Source organism: Ancylobacter tetraedralis (genome assembly GCF_014195655.1).
Taxonomy (GTDB): Bacteria; Pseudomonadota; Alphaproteobacteria; order Rhizobiales; family Xanthobacteraceae; genus Ancylobacter; species Ancylobacter tetraedralis.
In genome coordinates this window covers 112,181-126,420 of the sequence record NZ_JACICD010000007.1, presented here as the reverse complement: position 1 = coordinate 126,420, position 14,240 = coordinate 112,181, and the positions used below count along the sequence as shown (strand labels likewise).

Below are 14,240 nucleotides of genomic sequence, written 5' to 3'. Positions count from 1 at the left end.
GGGGGATCCCGCAGATGAGAATGCTGCACACGGCCGGATGGGTTCTGCTCACGCTTCTGCTCATCCTCGCCGGCTGGGTCATGCTGCAAGCCTGCGGGATATCCCTGTTCGGGCATCGCCTGGCGTGGTGTTCGGTCGCGGACACGGCGCCAGGCGGCTCGATCGCCCAGCTTTACCGGCAGGGCCTCGAACTGGAACGCCGCGTCGCCGAGGCGCCGGCGTGCCAGGCTTCCCCTATCCCGGAAGGCGCGATCGGCTCGTCCGAACCGGCTCCAGCGACAGAAACGCCGGCGCAGCCCTCAAGTAGCGGGCAGAACTGACACCTCTTGGCTTTGGTCGCCCACGTAGATTCGGCGACGCTACGCCCTGGCGCACCGATTCGGCGCGATCGCTCATCCATCGCTGCCGACCGCAGAAACGTCCAAGACAGATTTCGCCGGAACGTTAGGCGTCCCCCTTACCGAAATGGTCACCCTGGATCGGGTCAATCGGGCCGCGCCATGCCTGTGCGGCAACGGGCCGTTTATTCAGATATGCAGCCCGCGATACGGCTTTGCTCCCGTTGGAACGAGATCGAGATCGGCGAGGAATGTTCGCCGATGGGGAAGCGCACGGACCTGAGGCGCGGACCCGGCGCGCGGACCTGGCGCACGCTCATGGCGCACGCTCATGGCTCATACGCGACACCGTAGCTTTCGCCCGTTCGCGTGATGCGCGCGAAGCCGGGTTCGCCGAAGTGCATTCCGGCGATCAGCAGACGTTCAGAATGAACCATATCCAGCAGTCTCGCTCGTGTTGCGGCTGCGAGAGGCGCATCCTGATCGAACGCGATCGACACCTCCGGGCGCGGAACCTGAATCTGCGGGAAATGAACGATGTCGCCCCAGACCAGCAGGCTCTTGTCACCTGAATCGAGCCGATAGCCGGTGTGGCCGGCTGTATGTCCCGGCAGCGGCACCGCCGTGATGCCTGGCAGCACCTCGCCGCCCGCAAAAGTGCGCAGCCTGTCGCGGTAGCCGTCGAACGCCTGACGCGCCACAAGGAAGTTACCACGTGCACGCTCGGGCGCACGGCTCAGATTACCGTCATCCTGCCAGAACGCGACTTCGAGGTGGTGGGCGACAAGCTCGGCATTTGGGAAGACGGCTTCGCCTGACGCGTCCATCAGCCCCCCGACATGATCGGGATGGGCATGCGTCAACAGGATCGCGTCGATCTCGGAAGGTTGGATGCCCGCATGCAGCAGACGGGTCTTCAGCCGGCCGCCCCACTGTTTGAATCCACCCGCTCCGGCGTCGATCAGGATCGTGCGACCGCCGCTGCGCACCAGGTAGCCGTTGATATGGATCGAGGTGGGATCGCTTATCCCCGCACTCTCCTGCATTCGCGAGGCATCGGCCGGGTCAATATTCGCGAGGAAGTCGAGGCTGGCGTGGAGGTAGCCATCGCTGACGGCGGTGATTGTTAAGTCACCGATCTGTTGGCTGGGTAATGCGGGACTGGGCATCGGTTTCTCCAGATATCCGCTCAGTTTCGCGCGTGAATGCTCGACGCTTCATAGCCAAAGCATCGAATGCGCGCGGTGAGGCCGGTGTTGCCCTTGATGGCCTCGTCCAGCCCTTCCATGAACTCCGCCATGACTGGCGGCGTCCGAAATGGCTCAAGGCGATATTGGATTTCTGCAAAAGCGGGGTGCCCCCGGCCAAGCCGAACCGCGACATAGATGACATGCACGTTCGCCAATGCGGCCCGGAGAATGCCGGTGCAAAGTTCTGTGCATTGCGCCGTGAGGTCTGCGAGGGCTTCGTCCGACGGCATCTCGTCTGCCGGAATGTAGATCGTGACATTCGGCATCGGGATCTACCGCGCCTTGCCGACAGCGGCGTCACCGCCGCTCGTCAACTGCGCCGTCATCGGCGCGTAGACATGGACGTCGTCCGGCAGTTGCCCGATGTCAGCCGCCGTGCCGCGCTCCACCCTGGCGAGCCAGCGGTATTCCGGGAACTTCTCCATCGCGACCGCCTGCATCGCAGATGGGGTGAGGCCCAGCCGGATCAGAGGTTCGGGGCCTGTGGCGCTCAACGCCAGAAATTCACCCTCACCGATTGCCGGCGCGCGCTCGACGCCGCCATAGAGGTTTCGGTGCCAGTCGGTGATGTGCTGTTGCCAGCGTGCGAAATTGCCGCCGCCCTTCCGGCGGTATTCCTCACCCGTCAGGATGTCGAGGCCGTCGATCGAATGAAGGGCGAGATAGACCGGACAGCCACCGCTCAGCGCCTTGAAGCGTTGCGAGGTATGAAAGCCGCTCACCGAGATGAGCGCCGGCAGCTTGTCCAGGCTGTAAAAGTCGTTCCACTCCGCCTCGCTGTCGGGGTCGGCGAAGCTGCATTCCACCGTGTAGATCATCGGACCATCCCTGGCCGGTCGCTTGAGGCGACCGGCTCATCTCTCATTGATGTTTGATCACGATAATCGCGCAACGTTCGGCTATATAACGATATTGGGTCATGCTTCAGTGACTAAAGATCATTATGAAGGGGTCGCATTCCGGTCGTTGCCGGGGAGACTCTCATGCGCCGCAAGATTCCCAGTCATTCCGCGCTCATGGCATTCGAGGCGGCGGCCCGTTATGGCAGCTTCGCGCGGGCAGCGGACGAACTCGCCCTCACCGAAGGAGCGATCAGCCGCCAGATCGGCCGGCTGGAAGCCTTTCTCGGTGTCACACTGTTCGAGCGGATCGGCAATCGCGTGCGGCTCCGGCCGAACGGCGCGCGTTATGCGGCGCAGGTTCGCGAGACGCTCGACCGTCTGGAACACGACAGCCGCTATCTGATGGGCCAGCCAGAGGACGGCGCGAGCCTCGACATCGCCACTCTGCCGACCTTTGCCACCCGCTGGCTCATCCCGCGCCTGAAGCGGTTTCAGTCACGACACCCAAACATCACCTTGCATCTAACCGAGCGGATGGAGCCCTTCATTCTCTCCGGGAGCGGGTTCGACGCCGCCATCCATTTCGAGCATCCCGCCTGGACAGGAATGCGGACGCACCGCCTGCTGCATGAAGTGCTGGTTCCTGTCTGCCATCCAGCGCTGATCGCGGGGCTGAACCCGGCGACGGCCCTCGACGCACTACCGCGCCTTCATCGCCGCCAGAACCCGGATGCCTGGCAGCTCTATGCCGAGGATACCGGGATCACGCTGACCAACCCGGCGATCGGCGCGCGATACGATCTGCACGCCATGCTGATCGAGGCTGCGCTCGCCGGCCTCGGGGTCGCGCTGGTGCCGCGTCTTTATATTGAAACCCAGTTGGCAGAAGGTCGCCTGGTTTCGCCTTGGCCTGACGGTCAGTCGATCTCCAAGACCTTTTGCCTCATCCTGCCGGAGCCCATCCGACTGAGTGACGGTCCAGTACAGGCTTTTGCGCATTGGCTCCTCGAGGAAGCGCAAGCTTCAAGTTGAACGCCGGGATGCCAGCCTACCCGCCTCTGGCCCGCAACTCGGGCCTGACAAACGGGGAGAGCGAACCGCTTGACCCCATCCGCACGCACGGAACGGGATGCTGTCGCCCGTCGAGTTCGAACGCCAGCACAAAGTTAAAGCCGAAAGCGTCTCGAAAACTCGGGGCGGTTCATCCCGGCGCTTCAGCCTGTCGAGATGGCCACCATCCTTACGGAAAGCAGGCGTCTCTTCGGTGCTCCGCGCACGTCCTCCCGGACGGCCGCCTATGCCCTCTGGAAGCGCCTGCGGGATCGTGTCGACGGCACCGCCAATCGGGCGAAGGGTAGCTCCCGTCTCGCTATATCCCGCGAAACCTCGCGAGATCCCGCCAAATAATCTCACGGATCGACCCAGAGCGATAACGTACCCACCGCCTGAGAATGCCGACCGCGCAGAGGGCTGCATCACCGCGGGGGGATCCTCGCGGCGATCACGGTGTGGGGGCGGGGCTCTCAGGGCGGCGCCCCTGCCCGCCCGGCCTCACGCCAGCATGCGGATGCCGCCGCAGACGGAGAGCGACTGGCCGGAAATGAGCCGGCCATGCTCGGAGGCGAGGAACAGGATCTGGTCGGCGATGGCCTCCGGCGGCACGTAATCCTTGATCGAGGTGTACTGGAAGGCCTGGGCCTCAACCTCGCCGAAGGACAGGCCCTTCTGCTGTGCCTTGGCCTCCAGCACGCGCCGCTGCCGGTCACCGGCCACGAGCCCGGGCATGATGGCGTTGACGCGGATTCCATAGTCGCCGAGTTCGATGGCCAGCGATTGGGTCAGTCCCACCACACCCCATTTGGCGGCGGCATAGGGGGTGCGCATGCCGAAGCCGAGCCGGCCGGCCACCGAGGACAGGTTGGCGATGGATGGGTTGGCGCTTTCGCGCAGCGCCGCGACCGAGCGGGAGACGGCCAGGAACTGGCTGGTGAGCACGATGTCGATGGTGCGGCGCCAGTCGGCGGGATGAATATCCTCCACCCGCCCGGTCGGCCCGGCAATGCCCGCATTGTTGACGAGGCAGTCCAGGCCGCCGAGCGCCTCGATGGCCCCGTCGATGAAGGCGGTGAAGCGGGCCTCGTCGGCGACGTCAACCATCTCGGCATGCACGCCGGGCGGGAGGGTGGCCAGCGCCGCCTCGTCGATGTCACAGGTCGCGACCCGGGCACCTTCCCTCAGAAACCCGTCAATGATGGCCCGTCCGATACCGGCCGCGCCCGCCGTCACGATGACTCTGGCGCCCGTCAGTCCTAGATCCATGTCGCCCACTCCCTTGTTTATTCGCCTGCGCGCCGGGAACCCCCGGCAGCCGGCACTTGTTCGTTCACAGCAGAAGTTCATCGTGGCCGAGGCTGGCGATCAGCGCCGCGACCTCGATGGCGGGAACGTCGGCCGGCGTGGCATGGCGCCATTTCGGCTGGCGGTCCTTGTCGATGATCTGGGCGCGCACGCCCTCGACGAAGTCGGTGAGGTCCGGCAGCACGGATCGCCAGGTGACGCGGAACTCCCGCGTCAGCGCGACACGCAGGTCCGCCATGGCCGGCAGGCTGCGCAGCAGCACCAAGGTGCACGCCATGGCCAGCGGCGAGTTGCGCCCCATCGCCTCCGCTCCTTCGCGTGCCCAGCGCGCGTCGCTCGCCCGCAGCGCGGCCAGGATCGCGGGTATGTCCGGGCCGGCAAACGCCTGCTCGATCTCCGCCCCCGCCTCATGGAGCGGGCTGTCGAGAGCCGGCACGGCGGCGGCGGCGATCAGCCCGACGTCGCCGGTGGCCGCCAGCACGGCGGCGAGCGCCTCCCATGCCCGCTCCGGCACCAGACAATCGGCAAAGCCGGTGCGGATCGCATCGCCCGGCCCCATCCGCAGACCGGTGAGCCCGAGATATTCCCCCAGCCGATGCGGCGCGCGCGACAAGAGCCGCGTGCCGCCGACATCGGGAATGAGGCCGATGCCGACTTCCGGCATCGCCAGCCGTGTCGTCTCGCCGACGATGCGATGGGACACATGGCAGCCGATGCCGACCCCGCCGCCGAGCACGATGCCCTGCAGGAAGGCGACGACCGGCTTGGGATATTCCGCCAGCGCGACATTCATCCGGTATTCGTCGCGCCAGAAAGCATGACCCACACCCGGATCGCCCATCGCGGCGGCACGGCAGATGCGCACCACATCACCGCCGGCGCAGAAGGCCCGCTCGCCCTGCCCGTCGATGATCACGAGGCGAACGGCATCATCCGCGCGCCAGGCCTCCAGCGCCGCCGCGATGGCGAGGCACATTTCATGGGTCAGCGCATTCAGGGCCTCAGGCCGCGCCAGCGTGATGCGCCCGGCCAGACCTTCCGTGCGGATCCGCACATGCGACATGTTTTTCCTCGAAACCGGGCCAGCGCGCGGGGGAAACCGATCACGCCCGCGACGATGGGAACGCCGGCTGCGTCCGGCGGCACCGTGAGGCGCTTGGGATCGTAGGGATCGATGAGGAGCGCCGTGCGCGGCGGGGCGGCGCTCCTGCCGGCATCAGCCGCCGAAACGCGGCTCGGGCAGGCCCTTCACGCCGAGGCCATGCACTGCGAACACCCCGCCGGCATGCGCCTCGCGCTGCGGCACGCCCTTGATCGGCCGGCCCATCGAGGTGACGTAGAGGATGTCGAGATCCTTGCCGCCGAACATCACGGAGGTGAGGTTGCGCACCGGAAACTCGATCTCGCGGTCGATGCTGCCATCGGGCGCGTAGCGGATGATGCGGCCGCCGAAGACATGGGCGTTCCAGATGTAGCCTTCCGCATCGACCGTCGAGCCGTCGAACGTGCCGGGATATTGCCGGTTCGAGGCGAAGTCGCGCCGGTTGGAGAGGCTGCCCGTCTCGATGTCGTAGTCATAGGCATACATCATGTCGTCGTAGGAATCGCAGAAGTAGAAGGTGCGGTCGTCCGGGCTCCAGCACGGCCCGTTCGAGCATTTGATGCCGCTTTCCAGCCGGGTGATCGACAGGTCCGGGTCGAGCCGGTAGAGCGCGGAATTGCGCACGGGGCGCTGGCCGCGATTGGCGTCGAAGCGATCATGGTCATAGGACATGTAGCCGGCAAGAAAACGGCCGCGACGGTCCACCTTGCCGTCATTGAGCCGGTTCTCCGGCTCGTCCGCTTCCGGGTCGCCGATATGGGTCAGGCGCTGGCTGCGGAAATCATACAGGCTGAAGCCGTTGGCCAGCGCCAGAACCGCGCCACCCTTCTCGCGCAGGGCCATGGAGCCGATATGGGTCGGCACGTAGTAGAGTTTCACGTCGGAGCCATCCTCGCGGGCGCTCCAGATCTCGGATGCGGAACTGTCGATCCAGTAGAGGCGCTGCTCCTCGACATCCCAGAGCGGGCCTTCGCCCAGGTGGTTCTTCGAATCCACCAGAAGCCGGATATCCACCATCGTCGTTCCTCCCAGAACGTCACTGCACGGGTTTTTCCCCGCGTTGCCACCACCTTCGGCAAAAGCCCGGAGGCTGTCAAGATATGTGATCACAGATCAATCATTGATCATTGACGCTCGCGCCGGCCCCATGCTTCTCTCGCGCTGCGGCTCCGAAGAGCCGCCGGAGCGGCCCGCCCAAAGGGCACGCCACAAACACCTGGGAGGAAGAATTGAACGCGGTAGATAAGCCGACTATCGACCAGCTTCTGTCGGCCCTGAAGCGGATGCGGGTGGTCGATCTGGCCCCTCTTCTCGAACGCGGCATTCCGCGCTGGCCGACCCACCCGCATCTGACGATCGACAAGGCCGTCACCCATGAGCATGATGGCTATTATTGCCAGGCGATCATGATGGCCGAGCACACCGGCGCGCATGTCGACGCGCCCGCCCACATGCTCCCCGATCGCATGGACCGCACCATCGACACCTTCTCGCCCGATCACCTGATCGCCACCGCGGTGCTCTATGATTTCAGCGACCGCGACCTGAAGCCGGGCCAGCTCATCACCGCCGAGGACCTGCGCGGGGTCGAGGAGCGCACCGGCATCGCGGTCGGCGAGGGCGAAATCGCCGTCGTCAACTACGGCTGGATGCAGCGCTACTGGCGCACGGATGCCCGCGCGCAATGGTATGTGCTCAACGCGCCCGGCATGTCGGAAGACGCCTGCGAGTTCTTCCGCGAGCGCAAGGTGAAAGCGGTCGCGACGGACACCGTCGCCGCCGAGACGGCGATCATCGACGGCGTGCCGCAGAACAATCCCGGCCACATGAAGAGCTGGTTGCCGCATGACATCCTGATCATCGAAATGCTGCGCAACCTCGAACAGGTGTCGCCCCGCTTCCTGTTCGTCGCCGCGCCGCTCAACATCTTTGAGGGTTCCGGCTCGCCGATCCGCCCCTTCGCCTATTGCCCCGTCTGACCGGGTCGCACGGCAGCCAAACCCTCCCGGCGCTGCGGACGGTCTCCCACGGGGACCGTCCCTACCCCTCCTCGCGGCATGGGCTCTGGCCAGCGGCGCGCGATCTGGCCAAGATGGCGCCTCGTCGTTCCGGAGCGGGAGGAGGCGGGGCATGGAACACGTCACGGGCGGCTGCCTGTGCGGCAAGGTGCGGATGGTGGCGACGGGCCGGCCCTACCGGGTCGGCATCTGCCATTGCCTCGATTGCCGCAAGCATCACGGTGCGCTGTTCTATGCCGCCGCCATCTTCCCGCAGGACGCGGTGACGGTAGAAGGCGAAACCCGCGACTATGCCGGGCGCTTCTTCTGTCCCACCTGCGGCTCACCGGTCTTCGCGCGTCACGGCGACGAGATCGAGGTGCATCTCGGCGCGCTCGACGCGCCCGACCAGCTGCGGCCGACCTATGAGAGCTGGGTCGTCCGGCGCGAATCCTGGCTGCCGCCCTTTCCGCTGGCCCGGCATTACGATCGCGATCGCGACTCCACGAGCCGATTCGAGACCAGCCGCTTCGAGGAATGAGCCGCCTCGAGGCGAGCCGTCTCAAGAACGGAGCGGCGCGCGGGTCGCCCGCGCCCGCAACCGTGCGGCGAGACTTGCAGACACGGCCCGCCGGGACGGATGCCCGGCGGGTTTTTCGTGCCGAAAGGACACCGATCAGAAATTGACCGCGCCCGGACCCTTCAGTTCGAGGATCTGCCGCGCCTCGTCCGGCGTCGCGATCTCCAGCCCCAGCCCCTCGATCATCTGGCGCACCAGCCGCACCTGATCGGCGCTGGAGGTCGCCAGCTTGCCGCGGCCGGCCCACAGCGAATCCTCAAGCCCCACGCGCACATTGCCACCCAGCGCCGCCGCTTGCGCCGCGATGCGCAGCTGGCTCGCGCCGGCGCCGAGCACCGACCAGCGATAGGCGTCGCCGAACAGCCGGTCCGCCGTGCGCTTCATGTGCTGCACGTCCTCGGGATGGGTGCCGATGCCGCCAAGAATGCCGAATACCGACTGCACGAAGAAGGGCGGCTTGACGAGGCCCCGCTCGGCGAAATGCGCGAGATTGTAGAGATGGGCGATGTCGTAGCACTCGAACTCGAAGCGCGTATTGTTCTCGTAGCAGGTGCGAAGAATGAACTCGATGTCTTTGAACGAGTTGCGGAAAACAAGGTCCCGCGTCGCCTCCAGATGCTCGCGCTCCCAGTCGAACTTGAATTCCTTGTACTTGTCGAGCAGGTGGAACAGGCCGAAATTGATGGAGCCCATGTTCAGCGAGGCAACTTCCGGCTTGAGCATCTGCGCCGGCAGCACGCGCTCTTCCACCCGCATATAGGGGCTGCCGCCGCTGGTCAGGTTCAGCGCGGCGTTGGTCGCCTGCTTGATCTGCGGCAGGAAGCGCATGAAACCCTCGACCGTCTGGTCGGGCTTGCCGGTCTCGGGGTTGCGGGCATGCAGGTGGAGAATGGCCGCTCCAGCCTCGGCGGCGCCGAGCGCGTCGTCGATGATCTGTTGCGGCGTGATCGGCAGGTAGGGCGACATGGAGGGCGTGTGGATGGCGCCCGTCACGGCGCAGGTGATGATGACCTTGCGCGGTCCCGGCTTGCTCATGGCATGTTTCCTTGTGCTGGGTATCGTTCTCAGGCGCCGATATCGCGGTCGGCGCGGTTCTTGTGGGCGATCAGTGCCATGAGGCGGCGGTCGCGCCATTCCTGTCGCTGCTGCAACTGGTCGGCCGGCAGCGCCGCGCGGCGGTCGCGCGCGATTTCCTCGATGACCGGGCCGTCCCATTCCACGCGGCGCATCATGCTGGCGAAGAGGCCGCGATACAGGCCCTGATAGCGCTCGACATAGTCGCGCACCCCGCCCGGCGCGTTCAGGTCGATGGTCTCGAACGGACCCATGAAGGACCAGCGCAGCGCCAGTCCGTCGCGAATGCCGATATCGACATCCTCGACCGAAGCGTAGCCATCGGCGACCAGCCGGAACGCCTCCTCCAGAATGGCGCCCTGCAGCCGGTTCATGACGAAGCCGTCGATCTCGCGCTTCATGACGATCGGCTTCTGCCCGATCTCCGTGAGGATGCGCGCGGCCCGCTCCACCGTCTCGGGCGAGGTCCAGGGGGCCGGCACGAGTTCGGCGGCCGGGATGACATAAGGCGGGTTGATGGGATGGGCGACGAGGCAGCGGGCGCGCCCGACCAGCCCCTCGGTGAAGGCGGAGGGCAACAGCGCCGAGGTCGAGGAGGCGATCACCGCGTCCGCCGGCGTCGCGCTGTCCAGCCGCTGGAAGATGGCGATCTTCACGTCGAGCCGCTCGAAGGTGTTCTCCTGCACGTAGCTGACGCCAGCCACCGCCGCCTCCAGGCTCTCCACCGGCTGGATGCGGGCCAGCACGGCGTCGGGCGCCTGCCCGTTCAGCAGGTCATTTTTGAGGAGATCGGGCAGCAGGCCGGCGATGTAGTCCTTGGCACGGCCGGTGGCGGCGGCGTCCTGGTCCCACAGCCGCACGGAATTGCCCGCCCGTGCGTGGCTGATGGCCCAGGCCCTGCCGATGAACCCGGTGCCGATAATGGCAACGTCTTCCATATGTCGTCTCCCTTGGCGCAGGCGCTGCATCGGCGCGAGCGCTTGTCTGGCCTTGCGGATGGGTGAGGTCAGCGGCGCTCGCGCAGCGCGATCACGGCGGTGAGAATGACGACGCCGTAGACGATGGAGCGCACCGATGTGGGGAAGGTCGTGCCGGCGAGCAGCGTCTGCAGCGCCGTGAGCAGCAGGACGCCGCCCAGCATGCCGGCATAATTGCCGCGCCCGCCGGTGATCAGCGTGCCGCCCACCACGACGGCGGCAATCGAGGGCAGCAGATATTCGTCGCCCATACCCAGGCTCGCCTGCCCCGACAGGCCGCTCAGCAGGATGCCGACCAGCGCGGCGCACAGGCCCGACAGCATGTAGACCATCACCACCGTGCGCTTCACCGGCACACCGGAAAGCGCAGCGGCGCGCGCGCTGTTGCCGATGGCATAGACCCGCCGGCCGAACGCCGTGCGCCCCATGAGCACGACGGCGGCGAGCACGAACAGCCCGAGGAAGATCACCACCGGCGTCACGCCGAACACGCGCTGCGTCATGAAGGACCGCAGCAGCGGCGCGGCGAAGCCGTCCGGCGTGCCGCCGGAATAGATAAGGGCGGTGCCCTGCAGGAACCCGTTGGTCGCCAGCGTCATGACGATCGGGGAGAGGCCGAGCAGGACAATGCCGGTGCCGTTGATCAGGCCGATCAGCGCCCCGACCAGCAGGACGAAGGGCACGGCATAGATCAGTTCGGCATTCGACCCCGCCGCCATGCCGCTGACCAGGATGCCGGCCAGCGCGATGGTCCAGGGCAGGGAGAGGTCCAGCCCGCCGGTGAGGATCACGGCGCCCTGCCCCAGCGCCAGGATGGCGAGGAAGCAGGAGAGCACGAGCAGCGTGTTGTAGTAATTGCCGTTCAGCAGCGTGTTGCCCAGCATGAACTCGGTCGCCAGCAGCACCACCGCGAAGCTGATGAAGGCGGGCAGCGCCAGCAGGATGGCCGGCCGGCTGCGGCCGAGCCGCTGCAGCAGGCTCGCGCCCTGCCGCTCCCCGGAGACAGGCACCCCCTCCACCCGGCGGGGCAGCGCGAGGCGCTTCACGTCGGTGGTCCGCTGACCGGCGAGCACGCCCTCGCGCCAGGCGGAGAAGCGCGTGCCGGCGCGGCGCAGGTTTTCCGCGAGTTCCGAGCGGCGATGCAGCGCGCCCATCAGCACGGCGAGCAGCAGGATCGTGCTTTCCGCGATGGTGGAGTAATAGGCCGACACGTTGAGGATCAACAGGATGTTGACCATCAGCACCAGCACGAAGGCGCCGATCACCGTGCCCGTCAGCCCGCCGCGGCCGCCGCCGAGCAGCGTGCCGCCCACGACGACCGCGGCGAACATCTGCAGCAGCATCGGGTTGCCGACCAGCGGATCGCCCGCCCCGGTCTGGCCGGATACGCAAACCCCCGCCAGACCATAGAACCCGCCGGCCAGTACATAGGTCAGGAAGCGCACGCGGCGCGTGGCGATACCGGCCGCGCGGGCGCTCTCGGCATCGCCGCCCACCGCATAAAGCGCGATGCCGAAGGGCGTCGCCTTCAGCCAGTACCAGAGGGCAAGGCACGCCAGGATGAGCGCGCCGGTCATCGGCAGGAAGCCGGGGATGACCTCGGACCCCATGAACTCCCCGAGCGAGGCGTCGATCATGCCGCCGGGCTTGTCCATCACCAGCAGGGTGGCACCCTGCAGGATGAACATGGTGGCCAGCGTCACCACGATGGGTTGCAGGCGCAGGAAGGCGATGAGCGCGCCGTTGACCGTGCCGACCAGCGCGCCGATGCCGATGCCGATCAGAAGCAGCATCCCCGGCGAGGTCACGGCATCGGGCGGCAGCGCGGCGAGGCTGACATTGACCAGCGAGATCACCGCCGCGGCGGAGAGGTCGAATCCCCCGCTCAGTATGACGATCGTCTGGCCCATTCCGGCGATCGCCAGCGGCGTGCCGCTGGAGACGATCTGCGAGATGTCGTAATAGCTCAGCGGGGTGGCGCTGACGCTCAGGATGATGCTCGCCAGCACCACCAGCACGCCGGCGGCGGTCAGCAGGCCGCGATCGCGGCCGAGGCGCCATTTGCGGGCGGCCGTGCCGCCGCGCAGGGCGGGTTCAAGTCGCTCTGTCATCTGCATGGCCATCTCACACCGCCAGTTTTTCGCGGGAGCTGTCAGGCGCCGAACCAAGCGCGGCAGCCAGGATGTTTTCCTCGGTCAGCTGGTCGCCCGCCAGTTCGGCGGCGATGCGCCCGGCGTAGAACACCAGTGTCCGGTCGGTGAGGTGAACGAGTTCGGGGATCTCGGTCGAGTAGAAGATCACCGCCCCGCCCGCCTCGGCATAGGCGCGCAGCAGCTGGTAGATCTCGTTCTTGGTGCCGACGTCGATGCCGCGCGTCGGGTCATAGACCAGCAGCACGCGCGCCTCGCTCAGCAGCCATTTGGCGATGGCGATCTTCTGCTGGTTGCCACCCGAGAAGGATTCCGCCGGCATCCATTCCGCGCGTTCGGCGACGTTCACTTGGCCGAACACCGCGCGCACGGCGGCCGATTCCCGGGCGCGGTCGATGATGCCGAAGCGCGTGAAGCGCTCGATGACCGGGATGGTGGCGTTCTGCGTGCCGGTGAGCTTGAGGAACAGGCCCTCGGTCTTGCGCTCCTCCGGCACCAGGCTGATGCCGATCCGCGCGGAGATTGCATCGCCGGGCGAGGTGAACACCACCTTGCGCCCATCGACGGCGAGATGCCCGCGGCTGACCGGCCTTTCGCCAAACAGGGCGAGGAACAGATCGAGCTGGCCCATGCCCTGGAGGCCGGCAACCCCCAGAATCTCGCCTTCGCGCAGACGGAAGCTGGCATCGCGCAGCTTGCCCGTGGTTCCCACGCCATGGGCCGCGAGAACCTCCGTGCCGAGCCTATGGCGGGTCTGGCCGCGCGGGGGAAAGGAGTGGATCAGCGACCGGCCGGCAATCATGCGCACCACGTCCTCATCCGCGAAGTCGCGGACATGGCCCGAGGCGATGTGCTTGCCGCTGCGCAGAATGGTCAGGTCGTCGCAGAAATCGCGAACTTCCCGCAGCCGGTGCGAAATGAAGATGACCGTGGTGCCGCGTGCCTTCTCGCGCCGGATGACAGCGCCCATCCAGTCGACATCCGGCCCCGACAGCGCCGAGGTCGGCTCGTCGAGCAGGAGGATTCTCGGCCGACGAAACACCGCGCGGGCGATCTCGATCTTCTGGCGGATGGCGAGGTCGAGATCGCCGATTTCGTCGTCGAGGTCGAAGCCGGCGAGGCCCAGTTCCTCGAAGTGCCGCCCCACGTCGCGCCGCGCCTGTCGCCGGCGCACCATGCCGAGCGGCGACAGCGGCGAGCGCGGGATCAGCATGTTGTCGAGCACGCTCATGTTGCGCAGCAGCGTCATTTCCTGGAACGCCGTCTGGATGCCATGGCGCTGCGCGGCCAGCGGTGTCTTCAGGCTGACGTTCTCGCCGAACACCCGGAGCGTGCCGGCATCCGGCGTCACGAGGCCGGACAGCATCTTCACGAAGGTCGACTTGCCGGCGCCATTCTCGCCCAGCAGCGCGTGAACGGTGCCGGTGCGAACCTCGACGGCCATGTCATCGAGCGCGACCGTCGCCCCATAGGCCTTGCGCACGCCGGACACGACGATCGCCGTCTTTTCGAGCGGCATCGGTTCCTCCCATCAAACGGTCCGAATTCGGAGCGGTGGCGCCGGCCCGCCGC

At 66.7% G+C, this 14,240-nt stretch carries 14 protein-coding genes; 4 read left to right on the top strand and 10 right to left on the bottom strand.

What is annotated here, in order from left to right; genetic code table 11:
- The first annotated feature begins 14 nt into the window (after positions 1-14).
- Entirely contained in the window at positions 15-320 is a 306-nt protein-coding gene (locus FHS55_RS17525; protein WP_183191078.1) for a hypothetical protein, read from the top strand.
- 347 nt (positions 321-667) lie between these two features.
- On the opposite strand, the gene FHS55_RS17520 is transcribed toward FHS55_RS17525, so the two are convergent.
- Genes FHS55_RS17520 through FHS55_RS17510 form a run of 3 tightly spaced genes read right to left on the bottom strand, consistent with a single transcriptional unit; the run spans position 668 to position 2,406 of the window.
- A complete protein-coding gene (locus FHS55_RS17520) occupies positions 668-1,507 on the bottom strand; it encodes an MBL fold metallo-hydrolase (protein WP_183191077.1) in 840 nt (279 codons plus the stop codon).
- A 20-nt stretch (positions 1,508-1,527) separates the two neighbouring features.
- Positions 1,528-1,854 (bottom strand): hypothetical protein, encoded by a 327-nt coding sequence (locus tag FHS55_RS17515; protein WP_183191076.1) that lies wholly within the window; start codon positions 1,852-1,854, stop codon positions 1,528-1,530.
- A 6-nt stretch (positions 1,855-1,860) separates the two neighbouring features.
- Complete coding sequence (locus tag FHS55_RS17510; protein WP_183191075.1) at positions 1,861-2,406, bottom strand: sugar ABC transporter; 546 nt, start codon at positions 2,404-2,406, stop codon at positions 1,861-1,863.
- A gap of 165 nt (positions 2,407-2,571) precedes the next feature.
- On the opposite strand from FHS55_RS17510, the gene FHS55_RS17505 reads away from it, so the two are divergent.
- Complete coding sequence (locus FHS55_RS17505) at positions 2,572-3,462, top strand: LysR substrate-binding domain-containing protein (protein ID WP_183191074.1); 891 nt, start codon at positions 2,572-2,574, stop codon at positions 3,460-3,462.
- A 519-nt stretch (positions 3,463-3,981) separates the two neighbouring features.
- Here the strand turns inward: FHS55_RS17505 and FHS55_RS17500 are convergent.
- From FHS55_RS17500 to FHS55_RS17490, 3 genes are all read right to left on the bottom strand, one after another.
- The gene (locus FHS55_RS17500; RefSeq protein WP_183191073.1) at positions 3,982-4,749 is read right to left on the bottom strand and encodes an SDR family oxidoreductase; all 768 of its coding nucleotides are present in this window, start codon (positions 4,747-4,749) and stop codon (positions 3,982-3,984) included.
- 64 nt (positions 4,750-4,813) lie between these two features.
- A complete protein-coding gene (locus FHS55_RS17495) occupies positions 4,814-5,851 on the bottom strand; it encodes an enoyl-CoA hydratase/isomerase family protein (RefSeq protein WP_183191072.1) in 1,038 nt (345 codons plus the stop codon).
- A gap of 153 nt (positions 5,852-6,004) precedes the next feature.
- Entirely contained in the window at positions 6,005-6,907 is a 903-nt protein-coding gene (locus tag FHS55_RS17490; RefSeq protein WP_183191071.1) for an SMP-30/gluconolactonase/LRE family protein, read from the bottom strand.
- A gap of 212 nt (positions 6,908-7,119) precedes the next feature.
- Between FHS55_RS17490 and FHS55_RS17485 the strand changes: the two genes are divergently transcribed.
- The gene (locus FHS55_RS17485; RefSeq protein WP_183191070.1) at positions 7,120-7,869 is read left to right on the top strand and encodes a cyclase family protein; all 750 of its coding nucleotides are present in this window, start codon (positions 7,120-7,122) and stop codon (positions 7,867-7,869) included.
- A gap of 151 nt (positions 7,870-8,020) precedes the next feature.
- Positions 8,021-8,428 (top strand): GFA family protein, encoded by a 408-nt coding sequence (locus FHS55_RS17480; RefSeq protein WP_183191069.1) that lies wholly within the window; start codon positions 8,021-8,023, stop codon positions 8,426-8,428.
- Positions 8,429-8,563: 135 nt separating this feature from the next.
- On the opposite strand, the gene kce is transcribed toward FHS55_RS17480, so the two are convergent.
- The 4 genes from kce to FHS55_RS17460 form a co-directional block, all read right to left on the bottom strand.
- Positions 8,564-9,502, bottom strand: coding sequence for a 3,5-dioxohexanoate:acetyl-CoA acetone transferase (gene kce / locus FHS55_RS17475; protein ID WP_183191068.1), 939 nt, complete (start codon positions 9,500-9,502; stop codon positions 8,564-8,566).
- Between the two features lie 29 nt (positions 9,503-9,531).
- Positions 9,532-10,479 carry a 3-hydroxyacyl-CoA dehydrogenase gene (locus tag FHS55_RS17470; RefSeq protein WP_183191067.1) on the bottom strand — a complete coding sequence of 316 codons (948 nt, stop codon included), beginning with the start codon at positions 10,477-10,479 and terminating at the stop codon, positions 9,532-9,534.
- A gap of 68 nt (positions 10,480-10,547) precedes the next feature.
- Entirely contained in the window at positions 10,548-12,629 is a 2,082-nt protein-coding gene (locus FHS55_RS17465) for an ABC transporter permease (protein ID WP_183191206.1), read from the bottom strand.
- Positions 12,630-12,642: 13 nt separating this feature from the next.
- Complete coding sequence (locus FHS55_RS17460; protein WP_183191066.1) at positions 12,643-14,187, bottom strand: sugar ABC transporter ATP-binding protein; 1,545 nt, start codon at positions 14,185-14,187, stop codon at positions 12,643-12,645.
- Positions 14,188-14,240: the final 53 nt, after the last annotated feature.

Coding starts and splice junctions, on each gene's coding strand:
- FHS55_RS17525 (WP_183191078.1), top strand. CDS start 15: ATGAGAATGCTGCACACGGCCGGATGGGTTCTGCTCACGCTTCTGCTC.
- FHS55_RS17520 (WP_183191077.1), bottom strand. CDS start 1,507: ATGCCCAGTCCCGCATTACCCAGCCAACAGATCGGTGACTTAACAATC.
- FHS55_RS17515 (WP_183191076.1), bottom strand. CDS start 1,854: ATGCCGAATGTCACGATCTACATTCCGGCAGACGAGATGCCGTCGGAC.
- FHS55_RS17510 (WP_183191075.1), bottom strand. CDS start 2,406: ATGATCTACACGGTGGAATGCAGCTTCGCCGACCCCGACAGCGAGGCG.
- FHS55_RS17505 (WP_183191074.1), top strand. CDS start 2,572: ATGCGCCGCAAGATTCCCAGTCATTCCGCGCTCATGGCATTCGAGGCG.
- FHS55_RS17500 (WP_183191073.1), bottom strand. CDS start 4,749: ATGGATCTAGGACTGACGGGCGCCAGAGTCATCGTGACGGCGGGCGCG.
- FHS55_RS17495 (WP_183191072.1), bottom strand. CDS start 5,851: ATGTCGCATGTGCGGATCCGCACGGAAGGTCTGGCCGGGCGCATCACG.
- FHS55_RS17490 (WP_183191071.1), bottom strand. CDS start 6,907: ATGGTGGATATCCGGCTTCTGGTGGATTCGAAGAACCACCTGGGCGAA.
- FHS55_RS17480 (WP_183191069.1), top strand. CDS start 8,021: ATGGAACACGTCACGGGCGGCTGCCTGTGCGGCAAGGTGCGGATGGTG.
- kce (WP_183191068.1), bottom strand. CDS start 9,502: ATGAGCAAGCCGGGACCGCGCAAGGTCATCATCACCTGCGCCGTGACG.
- FHS55_RS17470 (WP_183191067.1), bottom strand. CDS start 10,479: ATGGAAGACGTTGCCATTATCGGCACCGGGTTCATCGGCAGGGCCTGG.
- FHS55_RS17465 (WP_183191206.1), bottom strand. CDS start 12,629: ATGACAGAGCGACTTGAACCCGCCCTGCGCGGCGGCACGGCCGCCCGC.
- FHS55_RS17460 (WP_183191066.1), bottom strand. CDS start 14,187: ATGCCGCTCGAAAAGACGGCGATCGTCGTGTCCGGCGTGCGCAAGGCC.